General features: G+C 60.5%; 13 protein-coding genes and 2 pseudogenes. 14 read left to right on the top strand and 1 reads right to left on the bottom strand.

Features of this window, described 5'->3' with window-relative positions; all coding sequences use genetic code 11:
- Positions 1–132 precede the first annotated feature (132 nt).
- The 8 genes and pseudogenes from C665_RS04025 (at position 133) to C665_RS04005 (ending at position 10,885) form a co-directional block, all read left to right on the top strand.
- A complete protein-coding gene (locus C665_RS04025; protein WP_004300729.1) occupies positions 133–813 on the top strand; it encodes a YjbF family lipoprotein in 681 nt (226 codons plus the stop codon).
- A 4-nt stretch (positions 814–817) separates the two neighbouring features.
- Complete coding sequence (locus C665_RS04020; protein ID WP_004300727.1) at positions 818–4,600, top strand: YjbH domain-containing protein; 3,783 nt, start codon at positions 818–820, stop codon at positions 4,598–4,600.
- Between the two features lie 29 nt (positions 4,601–4,629).
- Entirely contained in the window at positions 4,630–5,727 is a 1,098-nt protein-coding gene (locus tag C665_RS04015; RefSeq protein ID WP_040828533.1) for an MraY family glycosyltransferase, read from the top strand.
- Between the two features lie 148 nt (positions 5,728–5,875).
- Positions 5,876–6,913 (top strand): NAD-dependent epimerase/dehydratase family protein, encoded by a 1,038-nt coding sequence (locus C665_RS04010; protein ID WP_004300723.1) that lies wholly within the window; start codon positions 5,876–5,878, stop codon positions 6,911–6,913.
- Positions 6,914–6,973: 60 nt separating this feature from the next.
- The gene (locus C665_RS20615; protein WP_004300721.1) at positions 6,974–7,972 is read left to right on the top strand and encodes a glycosyltransferase family A protein; all 999 of its coding nucleotides are present in this window, start codon (positions 6,974–6,976) and stop codon (positions 7,970–7,972) included.
- A 22-nt stretch (positions 7,973–7,994) separates the two neighbouring features.
- The gene (locus C665_RS20610; RefSeq protein ID WP_157277015.1) at positions 7,995–9,248 is read left to right on the top strand and encodes an O-antigen ligase family protein; all 1,254 of its coding nucleotides are present in this window, start codon (positions 7,995–7,997) and stop codon (positions 9,246–9,248) included.
- Positions 9,249–9,329: 81 nt separating this feature from the next.
- Positions 9,330–9,728 (top strand): annotated as a pseudogene (locus tag C665_RS21070) (transposase); the annotation flags it as partial.
- Positions 9,729–9,847: 119 nt separating this feature from the next.
- Positions 9,848–10,885, top strand: coding sequence for an IS5 family transposase (locus tag C665_RS04005; RefSeq protein ID WP_004265463.1), 1,038 nt, complete (start codon positions 9,848–9,850; stop codon positions 10,883–10,885).
- 215 nt (positions 10,886–11,100) lie between these two features.
- Here the strand turns inward: C665_RS04005 and C665_RS04000 are convergent, their stop codons facing one another.
- On the bottom strand, positions 11,101–12,423 hold the full coding sequence (locus C665_RS04000; RefSeq protein WP_004300719.1) for an ISL3 family transposase: 1,323 nt from the start codon (positions 12,421–12,423) through the stop codon (positions 11,101–11,103).
- A 93-nt stretch (positions 12,424–12,516) separates the two neighbouring features.
- Between C665_RS04000 and C665_RS21065 the strand changes: the two are divergent.
- The 6 genes and pseudogenes from C665_RS21065 to wecB all read left to right on the top strand — a co-directional run.
- Positions 12,517–12,822, top strand: a pseudogene (locus C665_RS21065) (transposase); the annotation flags it as partial.
- Between the two features lie 437 nt (positions 12,823–13,259).
- Positions 13,260–14,606: a polysaccharide biosynthesis protein gene (locus tag C665_RS20605; RefSeq protein ID WP_004300716.1), complete on the top strand. Its 1,347-nt coding sequence runs from the start codon at positions 13,260–13,262 to the stop codon at positions 14,604–14,606.
- Positions 14,603–15,793: a glycosyltransferase gene (locus C665_RS03990; protein WP_040828529.1), complete on the top strand. Its 1,191-nt coding sequence runs from the start codon at positions 14,603–14,605 to the stop codon at positions 15,791–15,793. Before C665_RS20605 ends, C665_RS03990 begins: the two co-directional genes overlap by 4 nt.
- Positions 15,794–15,796: 3 nt before the next feature.
- Positions 15,797–16,843, top strand: a complete 1,047-nt coding sequence (locus tag C665_RS03985) for a polysaccharide biosynthesis protein (RefSeq protein WP_004300712.1) — start codon at positions 15,797–15,799, stop codon at positions 16,841–16,843.
- A gap of 4 nt (positions 16,844–16,847) precedes the next feature.
- Entirely contained in the window at positions 16,848–17,975 is a 1,128-nt protein-coding gene (gene wbjC, locus C665_RS03980; protein WP_004300710.1) for a UDP-2-acetamido-2,6-beta-L-arabino-hexul-4-ose reductase, read from the top strand.
- 111 nt (positions 17,976–18,086) lie between these two features.
- Positions 18,087–19,223 carry a non-hydrolyzing UDP-N-acetylglucosamine 2-epimerase gene (wecB, locus tag C665_RS03975; protein WP_004300708.1) on the top strand — a complete coding sequence of 379 codons (1,137 nt, stop codon included), beginning with the start codon at positions 18,087–18,089 and terminating at the stop codon, positions 19,221–19,223.
- Positions 19,224–19,298 lie beyond the last annotated feature (75 nt).

The following is a 19,298-nucleotide window of genomic DNA, read 5'->3' as shown; positions in this document are numbered from 1 at the left end:
GCGAACGGCTGCGCTCGACGACCACCCGACTCGAAGCACAAGCCCCCCGGGGGTCACCCTTTGGGGGCTTTTCGTTTGATGAACGCCGTACCTTCTGTTCCGATGTCGCGCGCTTTACCAGAGCGACTGGCCGTGCTGGCGATTCTCGCCTGCGCGGCCTGCAGCACCGACTCGACCAACATCTCACGCACCTTCGAGCTCGCCTACCGCGGCGGCTCCTTGGCGGACCGGGCTGCGCCGAATCCGGCCTATCGCTACCTGCGCACGGTGGTCGACGGTCGCAGCGCGCTGCTCGTGCTGGGCTACACCGATCCCGATCCAGCGACGCCCGACGCGCCTCCGATCGAGGTCTGGTATAGCGCGGAGGGCGAGGTCGTGCGCCTGCAGCAGGGGCGCGTCGTCGGCACCAGCGGGCTCAGCACCGACTGGCGCAGCACCCGCGCACCAGACGCCCCCACCTGGGGCAGCCTGGTCGCGAGCGCAACTCAGGACCGAGCTGCCGGCCAAGCGCTCGCCACCTGGCAACGCACCCGCGACGAATCCGCCTACCGCTCGGGGGTCATCGACCGCATCAGCGTGCATGCCATCGCCGCCCCGCGCGGCACCGAGCTCGCCGGCCTCGCCCCCGAAAGCCTGCAATGGTTCGAAGAGCGCGCCGAACCGATCGTCCCGCCCGCCGGCACGCCGGGCGCCGTCCGCCTCACCGCGCGCTACGCCCTGCGCGTCGACAGCGGCGCGATCGAGGTCGTCTACACCGAACACTGCCTCGGCCCGGAGCTCTGCCTCTCGCTGCAGCGCTGGCCGGCACGGTGACTCGATGACGCGCCCGCTTCCCGCCGCGACCACGCTCGCACGCCCCGTCCGGCCATCACGTCTGTGCCTCGCCGTGGCGCAGGTCTGCATCGTGCTGGGGATGCCGACCGCGGCCGGCAACGCCCAGGCCGGCGGCGGCGCGACCGCGTCCGTGGCGTCCGCACAAACGGCCATCCGCGCGGGCGAACGCCTCAGCGACTGGCTGCTGCGCAACCCGCCCGGCGCTGGCGACGACCCCGCTGCACTCGCCTGGCAAGTGCCAAGCGCCCGCCAGGCCCAGGCGGAGCTCAAGCAGGCCTTGCTCGCCCAGCTGTGGTCTGCACGCGACCTGCAGGCCGACGAGACCACCCGCCAGCGCCTGGCCGACTGGCTGCGCAGCCTGCCCGTCACCGGCCGCGTGCCGCTGGCGATCGTCGACGCACGCTGGCTGCAGGCCAATCCGGACCAGGATCCGATCCTCGCCCCCGGCCACGCGCTCGTGCTGCCACAGCGCCCCGGAACCGTCACCTTGCTCGCCGACGACGGCCGCCCTTGTGCTGTCGCGCACCGGCCCGGCACCCAGGCCCGCGGCTACCTGCAGGCCTGCATCGGCGAAGCGGCCAGCGAGGCCGACATGGCCTGGATCGTGCAACCAGATGGTCGCGTGCAGCGGTTCGGAATCGCCACATGGAACGCCGAACCGCAATCGGAACCGGCTCCCGGCGCCTGGATCTGGGCGCCGCGCCGTAGCGCCGCCTGGCCCGAGGATTTCTCCGACCGCCTCGCCACCTTCCTGGCGACGCAGTCCCCCACGCCGATCGCGGCTCGCGCCGCTCCTACACAAACCACCACGCCGATCGCGGCTCGCGCCGCTCCTACACAAACCGGCACGCTTGCTAGCGCCCCCGTAGGAGCGACGCCAGTCGCGATCCCGCCGTCGGACCCCACGTCCGCCGCCGGTGCGCACGACGAGCGCCCGATCGCGGCTCACGCCGCTCCTACAGATACCACCGCGCCGGCCCCCCCTCCCGTAGGAGCGACGCAAGTCGCGATCTCCCCGTCGGATCCCGTCGTGGCCCGGCCAGGGGTACCTACCGCCAACGACTGGGGCTTCATCGGCCTGCTGCAAACCCCCACCGCGCGCATGTCGCCGGCGGGCGAGCTGCGCTTCCACCTCAGCCGTGTCGAGCCCTACACCCGCGGCAGCGTGGTGGCGCAGCCCTTCGACTGGCTGGAGGCCGGCTTCCGCTATACCTCGGTCAGCAACCGCCTCTACGGCCCCGAAATCGCCGGCAGCCAGAGCTACAAAGACAAGAGCATCGACTTCAAGCTGCGCCTGGCGCAGGAAACCGCCCACACCCCCGCGCTCGCCATCGGCATGACCGACATCGGCGGCACCGGCCTGTTCTCGGGCGAATACCTCGTCGCCAGCAAGCGCAGCGGCGATTTCGACTGGTCGCTCGGCCTCGGCTGGGGCTACGTCGGCAACGCGGGGAGGGTGAAGAACCCCTTCACCTGGTTCGACGACAGCTTCGCCGAGCGCGAGGAGGGTGCCGGAGGCGGCTCTGGCGGCGAGTTCAGCGCGAGCAACTACTTCAAGGGCCGAACCTCCTTCTTCGGCGGCGTCCAGTACGCCCCCTCCGACGACTGGGTCCTCAAGCTCGAATACGACGGCAACGACTACCAGAACGAGCCCCAGGGCAACAACCAGAAGCACGACAGCCCCTTCAACCTCGGCGTCGTCTATCGCTACGCCTCCGGCCTCGATCTCACCGCCGGCCTCGAGCGCGGCAACACGCTGATGCTGGGCCTCACCCTGCACGGCAGCCTGGCCGACCTCACCGTGCCCAAGCTGCTCGACCCCAGCTACCCCCGGCCGCTCTCCACCTACCCCGCCGGTCCCACCGACTGGGCGCGCATGAGCGCCGAGTTCGCCGAGCAGACGCGCTGGTCGGTGCGCGAGGTGCGCCGCCAGGGCACCGACCTGCAGCTCGTCGTCGAAGAGCCCTACACCATCTACCTGCGCGACCGCATCGACCGCGCCGTCGCCGTGCTGCACCTCCACGCCCCCGCCGACGTCCGCCGCTTCGTGCTCAGCTTCCACGAACGCGGCATGCCGCTCACCGACTGGGTCGTGCTGCGCGACGAATGGGTGGCCCGGCAGACCCGCTATCGCGCCCATGCCGAGCAGTTCGAGGCCGTGGTCGCCGCCGAGCACTGGCCCGCGCACAGCCAGGAAAAGCTCTGGGCCGGCCCCGCCGAACGCTTCAGCACCGGGCTGGAGCCCAGCTACAGCCAGAGCCTGGGCGGCCCGGACGGCTTCATCCTGTTCCAGCTCGGCATCACCGCGCCCACCGAGCTGCGCCTCGCCGACGACACCTGGCTGTCGGGCCGCGCCAACCTGGGCCTCATCGACAACTACGACAAGTTCGAATACGACGGCCCCAGCAACCTGCCGCGCGTGCGCACCGACATCCGCAAGTACGTCACCGAGTCGGATCTCACCCTGCCCACGCTGCAGCTCAACCACGTGCGCGCGCTCGGCACCAACCAGTACGCCAGCCTCTACGGCGGCTACCTCGAGCCGATGTTCGCCGGCGTCGGCGGCGAATGGCTCTACCGCCCGTGGAACAGCCACTTCGCCTTCGGCATCGACCTCAACCACGTGCGCCAGCGCGATTTCGACCAGCACTTCGGCCTGCGCGACTACGACGTCACCACCGGCCACGCCACCCTGTACTGGCACACCGGCTGGGAGAACACGCTGGTCAAGCTCAGCGCCGGCCAGTACCTCGCCGGCGACCGCGGCGTCACCGTGGACATCGCGCGCCAGTTCGACAACGGCGTCAAGATGGGCGTCTTCGCCACCAAGACGGACGTCTCCGCCGAGGAATTCGGCGAGGGCAGCTTCGACAAGGGCATCTACCTCAGCATCCCCTTCGACGCCATGCTCCCCTTCTCCAGTGCACGCACGGCCGACATCATCTGGCGTCCGCTCACCCGCGACGGCGGCGCCATGCTGTCGCGCACGCTCGCGCTCTTCGACCTCACCCGCCTGCGCGACCGCCGCGCCGGCCGCTACGCCCCCGCGGGCTCGCAGGCCTGGCTGGCACTGGACGACGACCGCGAGGACGGCCGCTCGATCTGGGGCGAGCTCGGCCACACCGGCGGCTGGCTCGCCGACAAGATCTTCTCGCCCGAGGCCGTACGCCCCCTGCTGCTCGGCGCCGGGCTCACCGGCCTCTCGGCCACGCTCGACCGCCCCCTCGCCGACTGGGCCGACGAGCACCAGGGCGGCAGCTGGGACACGCTCGGCGAGGCCGCCAGCCTCATCCCCTTCGGCCTCGCCGCGGGCGCCGGCGCGCTGTGGATGGGCCTGGCCGACGACACGGCAAGCGACACTGCGCGCACCAGCCTGCTCGCCGCCGGCTGGACGCTCGGCGCCCAGCTCGCCACCAAGTACGCGGTCAACCGCGCCCGCCCCGAAGCCGGCCTCGGCCCACACGAATTCCGCGGCCCCGGCAACGGCGGTTCGGATTCCAGCTTTCCCTCGATTCACATGGGCGTAGCATTCGCACTCGCCACCCCGTTTGCACAAAAGTATGATGCGCCGTGGCTGTATGGCCTCGCCGCCGCCACCGGCTTCGGTCGCATCCAGGAACGCCAGCATTTCTTCTCGGACGTGGTCGCCGGCAGCCTGATGGGCTACGGCATCGCGTCACTGCTGGTGGACGAACAGCGCAGCCGCAACGGGCCTGCGATCACCCTCGGGGCCGATCGCAGCCTTCAGGCGCACTGGATGTTCTAAGCCGAGCCCAACCGTTTTCTGTGAACACGATGCTGACCCAGCTCCCCGTCCTCACCAAAACCGCAGTGCTCGCCGTCGTGCCGCTGCTGCTGACCCTGGCCGTGATCCAGGTGCTGATCAAGCCTGCCCGGCGCATCGGCCTGGTAGACCGCCCCGGCGGCCGCAAGGAGCACGACGGCGAAATCCCCCTCATCGGCGGCCTCGGCATGGCAATCGCGCTCATCCTCAGCGTACAGCTCGCCGAACCCCAGACCCTGATCGGCCTCAACGTCCTCGGCGGCATCGCCCTGCTGGTCGTGGTCGGCGTACTCGACGACTTCCTCGACATCCGTGCCAAGACCAAGCTCCTCGTCCAGGCCATCGCAGCCATGCTCATCGTGCTGCCGAGCGGCGTCTACATCACGCATGTGGGCGATATCCTGGGGATCGGGAACATCAGCCTCGGCCCCCTGGCCCTGCCCTTCACCGTATTCGCGGTCGTCGGCCTCATCAACGCGGTCAACATGGCCGACGGCGCCGACGGCCTCGCGGCCGGCCTCACCTCAACCACCGTCGTCTGGTTCATCGCCTGCGCCCTCGTCGTCGGCAACCAGTCGATGGCCCTCGACCTCGTCATCCTGCTCGCCGTCACGGTCGGCTTTCTCTGCTACAACATGCGCACCCCACTGCGCCACAAGGCGGCCGTATTCATGGGCGACGCCGGAAGCATGATGCTGGGTGCGCTGCTGGCATGGTTCGCGATCCAGCTCCCGCACAGCAGCACCGCCTTACCGCCACCTCCGCCCTTCGCGATCCTGTGGATGCTGGGGTTGCCAGTGCTGGACACCGTGGTGCTGATGATCCGCCGCATGCTGCAGGGACGCAGCCCGTTCAGCGCCGGGCGGGATCACATGCATCACATCTGGATGCATGCGGGTTTTAGCCCGGGCGAGACGACGTTGCTGTTGATGCTGCTCAACGCTCTGATCGGTCTGGTCGGCTTTGCAGGCTGGCGTTCGGGTGTGCCGGAATGGGCTCTGGCACTTGGTTACGTTGGGCTGTTCGCGATACAGGCATCGATCACCCAGCATGCCTGGGTCGTCTCGAAGTGGCTCAAACGGCATCACTGCGCACGAACCCCGCAATAACTCAGAGCCACACGGTGCATACCCAAGCCAGCATCAACCCGACGACCTGCGCCCACAGCCTAAAATCTCCGGATTACTCTCTGTAGGAGCGACGCAAGTCGCAATCCAGCGCACAGAACTACGCTCCCTCCTGCACCAAGCGAACCCCATGACCCCCTACCAACAACTACTGCAAGACCTACCTCGCGCACCAAAGACCTGGCTCATCACCGGGGTCGCCGGCTTCATCGGCTCGAACCTTTTGGAAACCTTGCTTACCCTCGACCAGACGGTCGTCGGCATCGATAACTTCGCCACCGGCCACCAACGCAACCTCGACGAGGTTCGCAGCGTGGTCACCCGCGAACAATGGGCGCGCTTTGCTTTCCTCAAGGGCGACATCCGCGAATTGGAAGACTGCCGTCGCGCCTGCAATGGTGTCGACTACGTTCTCCACCAGGCAGCTCTCGGTTCGGTGCCACGCAGCCTCGCCGACCCGATCACCAGTAACGCCACCAACATCGACGGCTTTCTCAACATGCTGGTGGCCGCGCGCGACGAAGGCGTGAAGAGTTTCGTGTACGCGGCCAGCAGCTCGACCTACGGTGACCACCCCGGCCTGCCCAAGGTGGAAGACACCATCGGCAAGCCACTGTCGCCCTATGCGGTCACAAAGTACGTCAACGAACTCTACGCCGACGTTTTCGCCCGCAGCTACGGATTCACCACGATCGGCCTGCGCTACTTCAACGTCTTCGGCCGCCGTCAGGACCCTGATGGCGCTTACGCTGCAGTCATTCCCAAATGGACCGCTGCCCTGCTCAAGGGTGACACTGTTTATATCAATGGTGACGGCGAAACCAGCCGCGACTTCTGCTACGTGGCCAACGCGGTTCAGGCCAACATACTGGCCGCCACCACAAGCAACCCCGAGGCCAGGAATCAGGTTTACAACGTGGCTGTCGGTGACCGCACCACACTCAACACCCTTTTCAGATTGGTCAAAAAAGCACTTTCCTCTAATGGAGTGCATGCGTTGCAGCAATTGGAGTACCGAGACTTTCGCTCCGGTGACGTACGTCACAGCCAAGCAGACATCAGCAAGGCAACGAGGCTTCTTGGGCTGAAACCTACGCACACGCTCGCCGATGGCTTGGCGGAGGCTGCGCCTTGGTACGTGCGCCATTTAAAGAAACAAGCTGAATAGCATCATCAGCAACTTTTCACTTATAGAGAAACCCTACATCCTTACACGAGACAAACGCCAATGAAGTCGCCTGTAGTTTTATTTATATTTAAACGAAGCGAGACCTTACCGGCGATAATCGAACGAATTCGCCTGTATGCCCCTGATAAAATCTACCTCCTAGCTGACGGACCAAGAAACACCAACGAAGAAATTCTCACCGAAAAGACTCGATCCCTTGCGCTATCTCTTATCACGTGGAATTGCAAGGTAATCACAAAATTTTCAAAAGAAAACATTGGAGTTTACAGAAATATCGGCGAGGGCGCAAAATGGATTTTTAACCAAGAAGACAGAGCAATTTTTCTCGAAGATGACAATCTACCTGAACCAACATTTTTTAGGTATTGCGACGATCTTTTAGAAAAGTATGAAAACAACACCGAGATTCTGTGGGTTTGCGGAACAAACTACCTCGAAGACTCACGTAACATCGCCCAATCTAGCTACTATTATACAAGGCACCTACTACCCTGCGGATGGGCGAGTTGGTCATCGAAGTTTTTGAAAAATTACGATGGAGAACTGAATAGCCTTAGCGAAGAATCAATTTCCGTAATGCGCTCAACATATCAAGACGAGCGACTTTTCCTACAAGAACTTCAAACAATAAAACAAACCAGATTCAACTATCTGAGAAACCCAAAATCAGTATCATGGGATCGGCAAATGGCATTCTCTGTTCGATCTAAGCTAAAATTCGGAATAGCACCTGCAGTCAATCAAATTCGAAATATTGGCGCTGACGAGCATTCGATACATGGAGGCACCTCCACAAGGAAAACAATGACTGCCCGTTTTTGTGAAATTCCGACGCACCCCCTTGATTTCCCACTAATTTCGCCAGACGAGTTTGCCGTAAACGAAATCTTTGAAAAAAAAACGGCGAACATAATCCTTCAACCCCTCACGGGAAGGATACTTCGGCACATCGGACGAATAATTAAACGCGCATGCGGCATTGACCCAGACGACAGTCTGACACTAATTCTTAAGAATTTAAAATCCTCTCGAAAATAAAGTCGTCAAAAAGAGAAATGAAATGCATTTCAAACGCTTGATTATTTCGAACACCTACATGGCGATCGCAATATTGACAAGCGGATATGCACTCGCAACAACAAGATACTCCCCGATAATTTACCTATTTTGCGCGGCTGGATTCGCGCTATTTATCATTCGAACCGCCACATCAAACGGCCGAATAAACCCTCGAAAGGCTCAACTTGCTCTACTACTCCTATCATCTCTCTTACTACCAGCAGTCGCCGGCCTTGCTGTAAATTCAACTATAGAAAATGCTTTTAGCTTTTTTAAGCTAGCCTTAGCACTAACCTTTGGGGCCGTGCTGTTTCTTTCGTTTGACTTTAAGAATTTCCAAAACACATTCTGCAATGCCGTCTTCGCAATTTGTATTATATCGCTTCCAGGCTATTTGCTTACAAACTTCACAGATCTACTAGACAACCTCCCCGTTGTCACAAACATTAATGAAGTGGAATACAAATTCGCCATTTTTTTTATTTCCTTTGACGGATTCCTGCAATATCGAAATGTCGGTGTGTTTTGGGAACCTGGAATTTTTGCAACAATGATTTACTGCGCACTCCTTGCTGACCTTTACTCCGAAAATAAGGCAAGCGCACTAAGAACAACAATATTCCTAATCGCGCTCACCTCAACGTTCTCGGGCGCAGGAATAATTTTGTTTATCCTTTATACAGCCCTCGTTTTTTCTCAGCCACCAAGGCACGGGAAAAATAATCTGCGCGGGCATATCTTACCGATTTTCGCAATAATTTTGACGGCCTGTGTCGCAGCACTATATGTGGCAAACACGCAACCCGAAGCGTATACATATCTCGAAAGACTTGCAGGAAAGTTAACTGACCCAGAAGACACTCAATCGACACGACTCCTTTCTCCAATCACTAGCCTCAAGATTTTCCTTGAACAACCAATCTTAGGCTGGGGACTTACGGGCGCCATTGAGAAATACAGAGAAATAAACGACGAAATTGCACTAACATCATCCTCAGCTTATCTAATGTCAGCGATCGGAATCTGCGGAATTCTTTTCACTGCAATTCCAATTATCGGAATTGCGCGAGCAAAAAAAATTAATTTCTTTTCTCGTCTCACCTTGATTTTCGCATTTCTTTTTATCGCAAACAAAGAACCTCATATATATTTCACCTTGTCGTATGCTCTCATATTTTTCTCACTAGAGACATCATTAAAGGACGGCTCGAAAAATCCCCACTGGCCTCCTATTGTTAAAATCAGACCATCCTGAACTCTGCTGCATTGTTCCACAATGCCAAACGCGAGAGCCATAAAAGCCGGCCTGCTCGCGGAGTAGCATAACCACAAGAAGATCGACTCGGTTGGTGATCTGTTGACCGAAATCGGGTCACACCTCGACTTCGCGGCGCTGGCCGCCGAGGTCGATCGGGTCGCACCATGCACGATCGGCATCCGAGATGACCGTACACCATAACCGACCAAAACGTTGGTTTGAATCCTGTTTCTGAAACGTCTGTACAATCTGTCAGATATACAGATGAAGTAATTTGCTCGACCGAACGAGCTACAAGCGCTTCTGCGGGCTTCCAAGCGCAATCACGATTCAGGATCGCACTACTGTGTCGACCTTCGAACACCGGATCGGCGAGACCGGCCCGGTGCAAGGGTACTCCTCGATGGCATTACGGCGCAGTTGCTCAAGAAGGATTTGATCGCGCGCGGCGGGCAGATCATCGACGCCACCTCGATTCAAAGGCTCTGTATGAGCCACTTAGGCTACAGCCTGTCGATAAACGGGCGCCTCGAAAAACCTCCGTCCCGCCCGCCCTTGCTAAAATTACGACGTCCTGAACCCAGCAACCTGCACCGATGAAACCGCGTAGCGCTATCAAGACTGACCTGTTCGCTGACGAACACCACCGCAAGAAGCTCGACTCGCTGGGCGACCCGCTGGTCGAGATCGAGTCGCACATCGACTTTGCGGCGTTGGCGGCCGAGGTGGATGAGGTTGCGCCGCGCCCGGTGAGCGCGCAGGGCGGGCGCCCGCCGTACCCGACCGAGACCATGGTACGGATCCTGGTGCTCAAGCGCCTGTACAACCTGTCCGACGAGCAGATGGAGTACCAGTTGCTCGACCGGATGAGCTACAAGCGCTTCTGCGGACTGGCGAACGCGACCAATGTCCCGGACCGCACTACCGTATGGACCTTCGAGAACCGGATCGGTGAAGCCGGTGCCAAGGCGCTCTTTGACGGCGTCTCGGCGCAGCTGCTCAGGAAGGGTTTCATCGCGCGCGGCGGTCAAATCATCGACGCCACCTTGGTCCCCGCCCCCAAGCAGCACAACAGCCGAGGCGAGAAGGAACTGATCGAGCAAGGTGCGATGCCCGCCGATTGGAAGCCTGCGAAGCGGCGGCAGAGGGACATCGACGCCACCTGGACCAAGAAGCACGGCAAGAGCCACTTCGGCTACAAGCTCTCGATCAACGTCGACAAGAAATACAAGATCATTCGCCGAATCGAGACCGACACGGCGAGTACGCACGACAGCCAGCACTTCGACAACGTCTTCGATGCGGGCAACACGAGTCGGGACGTCTATGCCGACCGGGGCTACCCGTCCGAGGCGCGTGAAGCCTGGCTCAAAGAGAAGGGCTTCCGGAATCAGATCCAGAGGAAGGGCAAGCGTAACAAGCCGCTGTCCGAGTGCCAGCAGCGGCGTAACCAGCGCATCGCCAAAACGCGCGCCCGAGTCGAGCATGTGTTTGCCGCCATCGAGCAGATGGGTGGCAAGTTGCTGCGCACCATCGGCCAGGCGCGGGCGAGCTTCGCGATGACGATGATGGCCGCCTGCTACAACCTGAAGCGGCTGACGTATTTCCAGAAGGCCGGAATCCAGGCCTTCTGACACCCGAAGTGGGCCAAATCGCCGATGCCTGGGGCGATTCGAGGCAAAAACGGGGCAACCCCGCCGAGAAAGACGGTGGGTTGCCAGAGAAATTGGACCGAACTCGGTCGCGGTCATCATTGCGCGGCGGGATTCACTGAAAACCTCGGGTTATTCGAGGTGCCCAAACGTCGACAAGAAATGGCTCTATGCCGTTTCCAGTGGGAATTGACTTCTCAACAAACATGACGGTAGCGCCCGTAGTCGCGGGCGACGGCCGGCACCAGGGGGTTCTGCGGTAGATGCTTGAGCTTGGACATGCGCAGGTAGGCCATAGCAATGAAGTTCTCGATGTTGCGGAAGCCGCGAGCGGCAGTCTTGGTCTGCTGGAGCAGGCCGTTCATCGCTTCGACGTAGGCGTTGCTGCGTCCGTCGAGCATGCCGCGCACGACGCCGCCGAGGTGCTCCTTCAGGGTGAGCGCCAGCCGCTTGAAGGGCTCCAGGCGGCTGCGGCGCGCCCAGCTCAGCCATTTGCTCATGGCCCCTTGCGCGATCTCTTCGTTGTTGCTCGCGGCTGCATCGCGATAGACCAGCCGCAGTGCCTGCTTCAGGCGCCAGGCGCGCGCGCTCTTCAGATTCGAGCGTTGCAGCCAGTGCATCGCCTCGAACTGGGCATGGGTCCAGCCCACCGGGTTCTTGCGCATGCCCCACAGCAGCTGTCGCAGCGTCTTCTTGCTCTGCGCGCCGACCGCTTCGCGCACCGCTGCCGCCGAGCTGCGCATCTCTTCGCGACGCACCTCGTCCATCGCCGCGTTGGCCAGCGCCACGACATGAAAACGGTCGTAGCTGATCCGGGCATTGGGCAGCGACTGGCCGATCCCCTTGGCGTAGGCCGCGCTCATGTCGATACAGGCATGCTCGATGGCCAGCGGATCGCCACCGTGCGCACGCATGTCCTGGGCAAAGGCCTGCAACGTCGCGTGATCTCGCCCTGGTGTGGCGAACAGCAAGCGCTTGGCCTCGAGGTCATGCACCACGGTGATGTACTCGTGCCCGCGCTTGACGCTGGTCTCGTCGATCCCGACGTAGCGCACGCCCGACATGTCGTCCTTGGCACGGGCCACCTCGACGTAATGGCGCACTCGACGCCACAGGCGCTTCGGAGCGACCCGCAACTGGTTGGCTGCCTGACGCACCGGCATCTCCCGGCACAGCGACAGGCTCAGCGCCTCGAACAGCAGGGTAAAGCCGCTCCCCTCACGCGCCCACGGCACCGGCAACTGCGTGGTCTTGCCGCAGCCCTTGCACTGCACGCGCGGGATCTCGGCATGCAGCCACGCTTCGAACTGAAAGAAGTCCAGGTGACGCCAGCTGCGCCGCACGCGGTCGTGGATCAGCTGGTGCTCGACCCCACACGCCGGACACGTCGCACGACCGCCGGTGTGCTCGACCTCGAAGTCGATCCGGCGCTTGGCTGTGTTGAGCTCGACCTTGGCGACGTGCCAGGGCGGCTGCAGGCCGAGCGCGGTGGTGAAGAGGGCTTCAATCTGGGTGTTCATGCGGTGCGAGGTCAGCGTCAGTGTCGGGCGGTTGTACCACCGATCATCATGTTTGTTGAGAAGTCAATTCCCACTGGAAACGGCATAGAGCCCAAGAAATACAAGTTCATCTGCAAGACTGAGACCGACACGGCCAGCGCGCACGACTGTCGGCATTTCGACAACGTCTCCTACACGAGCAACACCAGCCGCGACGTCTATGCCGATCGCGGCTATCGGTCCAAGGAGCGGTCGACCTGGCTGAAACAGAACGGCTTTCGCAGTTATATCCAGCGCAAGGGGCAGCGCAACAGTTAGCGATCCGAACGCCAGCAGCGGCGCAACACGCGCTTCGCCCAGGCGCGCGGGCGGGTGCAACATCCGTTAGTGGGCTTCGATCAGATGTGCGGGAAGTTAATCGACATCAGAAAGTTAATCCACATCATCGGCTAGGCGCAGGCGAGCTTTTCGATGAAAATAATGACGATCTACGACAAAAGTCCCGCACCTAAACCTAGATAAAACGATCTGGGCTCATATGCCACGGAGGGTTTTTCGCCAGTTGACCGAGAGCGCCGAGGACGGGAGCGGCTCGCCCTCCGTGAATTACGTAGCATCCACAAGCCCCCGAAACTCGTGAAGTCGATCTTCAGGCAGCCAGAGTGCCGCTATATTTTGAGCGATACCACTTAATGATAATTTTGCATCATAACGCGAATACGCATTCGTTTAGTTGAGCAAACTCTTCAAACCCTCATGCCACCGGGAAATAGCGATTGACACCGTAGAATTTTATAATACCCTTATTATTCAGCCAGCGGCTAGCCAAAACCTCTTTCACCGGCAACAAAATCTCCATGGCGACGTCAGGAAAGACCATAGGCCTCAACATTCTTGGATTGCTAATCATTAAAGCAATCTCAATGGCTTCAAGCTTAGCAACCATTCCCGCACTTTTATCTTATTTTGATGGAAATAAGAACCTCCTTGGAACATGGCTGGCATTTTTCACATTCACAGCCATAGCAATATCGCTCGATCTCGGAATCGGAAATCGATTAAAAAATGACATCCTAAGCAGAATATCTTGCAATTGTGATTACAGCGAGTTAATAACAGAATCTCTTGGATCTCAATTTTTAGTCTCTCTTGCAATAAGCTTTATTGTTCTTGCCGGCAGCCTAACTATGTGGAGCACACCGGACGCATCAACTGAAATCGGGAGAATAGCTCAACAACACCCTGAACTACTGATATTCGCCATCGCGTGCATAGTATTTTCGATGCCTTTACGCTTGTCGTATTTTATCCTGCAAGCTCAACAACGGAATGCCGCTAGCGCCTTGATAGCACTATTGCCGCAATTAGCGGTACTTCTCTACGCAACGATCGCCACCAATAGATTAACACCGCCACCAGATTTTCTTGCCCTAGCTTCAGTCTTGTTGACTGCAAACGTTGCCGCATACCTTTCACCATTCGTATTTATTCCTGATTTAAAAATAAAATCGCTCTTTAAAGAAATTTACCAAAAACCACTATCCTTGTTATTTAGATCGCAAATAAGAAAGATTAGGCATGCCTTCCCGTTTTTTTTAGTACAGATCTTCATCATATTTTTATACGGCTACAACGAACTGTTTTACCTAGTAGCAGGCACCACAGTAGACATAGTTCATTATCAGTATTATTTCAGACCGTTTTCTTTGTTTTCAGTTGGCTTTAGCATTATCTCACTTCCTTTTTGGTCTGCAATCCGCATAAGCCAGCTAAACAAAGATCACAAAAAAACCCGTAAACTTTTTGGCTCCATAATTTTATTAAACATTCCTGTCGCCATTGCAGCCGCCCCTTTAGTGTATTTCTATCAAGATATACTAGACGCATGGCTCGGAAGAGGCGCGTTCCTTGCATCTGACCTCATGTTACTAATATTCTCTATTTCATCCATTTTTACTTGCATTCTTCATTCGACATCCTCAATCCTAAGCGGATATGATCTCATTAGATTCCAAGCAAAAGCGCTTGGGATTGGGTTACTCGCGAAAATTATCATTTTAATCGCACTTGTTGGCCTCAAGATCGAAACCGACCCTGTAATGATCTCTACCACAATTGGGCTTCTTTTTGTTGTAATTACTTTTTCGCTCAAATCAATTAAAGTCTGGAAAACCTATTTGACAAACCCGGATCTCACATCGTGACTCCCCGACTTTTAAATTACGTTGTTTACGTGGGCCCTTTCTCGTTCCCCAACGGAGGCGCCGCCGCCCGTCGGGTTCTAGGTATCGCCAAGTCCATGCAAGCTGCCGGATTCGAGGTCAAGGTGGCGAGTGGCCAGACGGCGAATGCCGGTCCGTCTCCAGAGTGGTTCGAGGGCATAGAAGTCTTTTCCTTGAATGAACGCACCGCAGAGCACCTGCCGCGCCTCCTGAAGCACTTCGCTTACCTCACCATGGGCCGCAAAACACTCGCGTGGCTGGACTCGCTGGAGCACAAGCCGCACACCGTGGTGCTATACAGCGGCTATTCGCCCTATCTCTTCCATCTGCTGCCATGGACCCGACGTCATGGCGTTCGACTAGTTTTCGATGCCGTCGAGTGGTACGACCCCGCTTCACCCATGGGCTGGCTGTCGCCCTACCAGCTCAACATCGAGTTAGCGATGAGGCTTCTGCTGCCGCACGCAGGTCATGTCATCTCGATCAGCGACTATTTGCATCGTTATTACATCGGGCGTGGCTGCCGTAGCGTGGTCGTACCTCCCACGCTGGATGTGTCGACCACACCGATACGAACCGAGGGACGCGATCCCCTGCGCCCCCTGGAACTGGTGTACGCCGGGTCACCCGGCCGCAAGGACCTGCTGGACAACATACTTGAAGCAGTGCTGCGCCTGCGCAGTGCGGGGCACAAGCTGCATCTGTCGGTAGCGGGCATTCAGGCCGAGGAGGCCGGCCGCTACGCGGCCGTGCGCTCGCGGCAGGGCGACGAGGTATCGAGAGGAGTGGATTTCGTCGGCATGCTCAGTCACGGCGCCTCGATGGATCTGGTCCGCAAGGCCGATTTCTCGCTCTTGCTGCGAAACGATGCGCGCTACTCCCGTGCGGGATTTCCCACCAAGTTTGTCGAGAGCCTTGCGGTGGGTACGCCGGTCATTGCCAACCTCACGAGCGATCTGCACCGCTACCTGAGGGACGGCGATACCGGTTTCACCTGCGCAGGCCCGGCTCCGGAAAACCTGGAGGCCGCCCTCACCCGCGCGCTTGCCATGACCCCCGAACAACATGCGGCCATGCGTGCACGCTGCCGTGCTCAGGCCACCGAGGCTTTCGATTACCGGGCGTTTATCGAACCCTTATCCAAATTTCTCCAATCTGCAGAGGTTTGATTCATGTTCGCTTCAAGGTCACTACTAATCACCGGCGGCACCGGTTCCTTCGGCAACGCCGTTCTCAAGCGCTTCCTCGATACCGACATCGGCGAGATCCGCATCTTCAGCCGCGACGAGAAGAAGCAGGACGACATGCGCAAGCGCTACAACAGCGCCAAGCTCAAGTTCTACATCGGCGACGTGCGCGACCAGCGCAGCGTCGAGCAGGCGATGCGCGGGGTGGATTTCGTCTTCCACGCCGCGGCGCTCAAGCAGGTGCCGTCGTGCGAGTTCCACCCGATGCAGGCGGTGCGCACCAACGTGCTGGGCACCGAGAACGTGCTCGAGGCGGCGATCGCCGCCGGGGTGAAGCGGGTGGTGGTGCTGAGCACCGACAAGGCGGTGTACCCGATCAACGCCATGGGCATTTCCAAGGCGATGATGGAGAAGGTGATGGTGGCCACCAGCCGCAACCTGGAAGGCACCGGCACGGTGATCTGCGGCACGCGCTACGGCAACGTGATGGCCTCGCGCGGCTCGGTGATTCCGCTGTTCGTGGAGCAGGTGCTGGCGGGCAAGCCGATCACCATCACCGACCCGAGCATGACGCGCTTCATGATGACGCTGGCCGATGCGGTGGACCTGGTGCTGTATGCCTTCGAGCACGGCAACAACGGCGACATCTTCGTGCAGAAGGCGCCGGCGGCGACCATCGAGACGCTGGCGCGCGCGGTGACCGGGCTGATGGGCAAGCCCGAGCACGCGGTGAACATCATCGGCACCCGCCATGGCGAGAAGCTCTACGAGGCGCTGCTGAGTCGCGAGGAGCGCGCCTGCGCCGAGGACATGGGCGACTACTTCCGCGTGCCGGCCGATGGGCGCGACCTCAACTACGGCAAGTTCGTGGACCAGGGCGAGGCGAAGCTGACGCAGACCACGCACGGTGAGGACTACAACTCGCACAACACCACGCGGCTGGACGTGGACGGCATGACGCAGCTGCTGCTGAAGCTCGAAGGCATGCAGCGCATAGCCCGCGGCGAGACGACCACCGTCGAGGAGTGCTGAGGCGATGAAGGTCCTGATCACCGGCGCCGGCGGCTTCGTCGGCAAGAACCTGCAGCAGCACCTGGCCGAGCGCAAGGACGTGGAGGTGGTGTGCTTCACGCGTGCCAACACCGTGGCCGAGCTGCCGCGCCTGCTCGACGGGGTGGAGTTCGTCTTCCACCTGGCCGGGGTGAATCGACCGCAGGATCCGCAGGAGTTCGTCACCGGCAACGCCGACCTGACCGCGGCGCTGGTGGCGGCGGTGGAAGGTGAGATGCAGGCAAGCGGGCGCAGGATCGCCATCGTCTGCAGCTCGTCCACCCAGGCCGCCCGCGACAACCCCTACGGCGCCAGCAAGCGCGCGGCCGAAGCGGCGCTGCAGGCCTTTGCGGCGCGCAGCGGCGCGGCGGCGCACGTCTTCCGCCTGCCCAACGTGTTCGGCAAGTGGTGCCGGCCGAACTACAACTCGGCGGTGGCGACCTTCTGCCACAACATCGCCCGTGGGCTGCCGATCCAGATCAACGACCCGGCCGCACCGGTGACGCTGGTGTATGTGGACGACGTGGTCGAGCGCTTCATCGAGCTGATGGACGGCGCCGATGCGGCGGTGGACGCCGAGGGCTTCGCCACGGTGACGCCGCAATACACCACCACGGTGGGCGAGCTGGCGCGGTTGATCGAGACCTTCCGCGCCAGCCGCGACACGCTGGTGACCGAACGCGTGGGCACCGGCCTGGTGCGCGCGCTGTATTCCACCTACGTGAGCTACCTCCCGCCGGAACTCTTCGCCTACTCCGTGCCGATGCACGGCGACGCGCGCGGCGTGTTCGTGGAGATGCTGAAGACGCCCGACTGCGGGCAGTTCTCCTTCTTCACCGCGCACCCGGGCATCACCCGCGGCGGCCACTACCACCACACCAAGACCGAGAAGTTCCTGGTGATCAAGGGCGAGGCCCGCTTCAAGTTCCGCCACATGCAGACGGGCGAGACGCACGAGCGGGTGACCAGCGGCAGCAAGGCCGAGATCGTGGAGACGGTGCCGGGGTGGACGCACGACATCACCAACATCGGCAGCGACGAGATGGTGGTGATGCTGTGGGCGAACGAGGTGTTCGACCGGGCGAAGCCGGATACGTATGCGTGTCCGTTGTAACGGGCATCGCGACTGGCGTCGCTCCTACAGGATCAGCCGCAGGAGCGACGCAAGTCGCGATATGCCGTCGATCGCCAACGCCGCTCCAACACGAACCAAACGATCATCCCCATGAAAAAACTCAAAGTCATGTCCGTGGTCGGCACCCGGCCCGAAATCATCCGCCTGTCGCGCGTGCTGGCGGCGCTCGACGAGCACTGCGAGCACGTACTGGTGCACACCGGTCAGAACTACGACTACGAGCTCAACCAGGTCTTCTTCGACGACCTGGGGGTGCGCAAGCCGGATCACTTCCTCAACAGCGCCGAGGGCAGCACCGGCGCGGCGCACACCATCGGCAACCTGATCATCGCGGTCGACCGCGTGCTGGGCGAGGTGCAGCCCGAGGCCATGCTGGTGCTGGGCGACACCAATAGCTGCCTGTCGGTGATCCCGGCCAAGCGGCGCAAGATCCCGATCTTCCACATGGAGGCGGGCAATCGCTGCTTCGACCAGCGCGTGCCGGAAGAGACCAATCGCCGCATCGTCGACCACACCGCCGACATCAACCTCACCTACAGCACCATCGCGCGCGACTACCTGCTGCGCGAGGGCCTGCCGCCCGACCAGGTGATCAAGACCGGCAGCCCGATGTTCGAGGTGCTGACGCACTATCGCCCGCGCATCGAGGCGTCGGACGTGCTGCAGCGCCTGGCGCTGGAGGCGGGGCGCTACTTCGTGGTGAGCGCGCACCGGGAAGAGAACATCGAATCCGAGAAGTCCTTCACCAAGCTGGTGGCGGTGCTCAACGCAGTGGCGGAAGACCACGGCCTGCCGGTGATCGTGTCGACCCACCCGCGCACGCAGAAGCGCGTGGATGCCACCGGCGCGAAGTTCCACCCGATGGTGCGGCTGCTCAAGCCGCTGGGCTTTCACGACTACGTGAAGCTGCAGCTTTCGGCCAAGGCGGTGCTGTCGGACAGCGGCACGATCAACGAGGAGTCGTCGATCCTCAACTTCCCGGCGCTGAACCTGCGCGAGGCGCACGAGCGGCCGGAGGGCATGGAAGAGGCGGCGGTGATGATGGTGGGGCTGGAGGTCGACCGGGTGCGCCAGGGGCTGGCGGTGCTCGCGTCGCAGTCGCGCGGTGAGGAACGCAGCCTGCGCCAGGTGGCCGACTACAGCATGCCGAACGTGTCGGACAAGGTGGTGCGCATCATCCACAGCTACACGGATTACGTGAAGCGGGTGGTGTGGAGGCAGTACTAACCGGAATCAGCCGTACATGTGCGAGATTGAATCAAACGTTCAACGTCCGTCCGAGCCACCCCGCAGAGGCAAATC

Origin of the sequence: Thauera aminoaromatica S2 (assembly GCF_000310185.1) — a bacterium.
Classification (GTDB): domain Bacteria; phylum Pseudomonadota; class Gammaproteobacteria; order Burkholderiales; family Rhodocyclaceae; genus Thauera; species Thauera aminoaromatica.
Note: the sequence above shows the minus strand (reverse complement) of the source record. Positions and strands in the feature narration are given on the sequence as shown.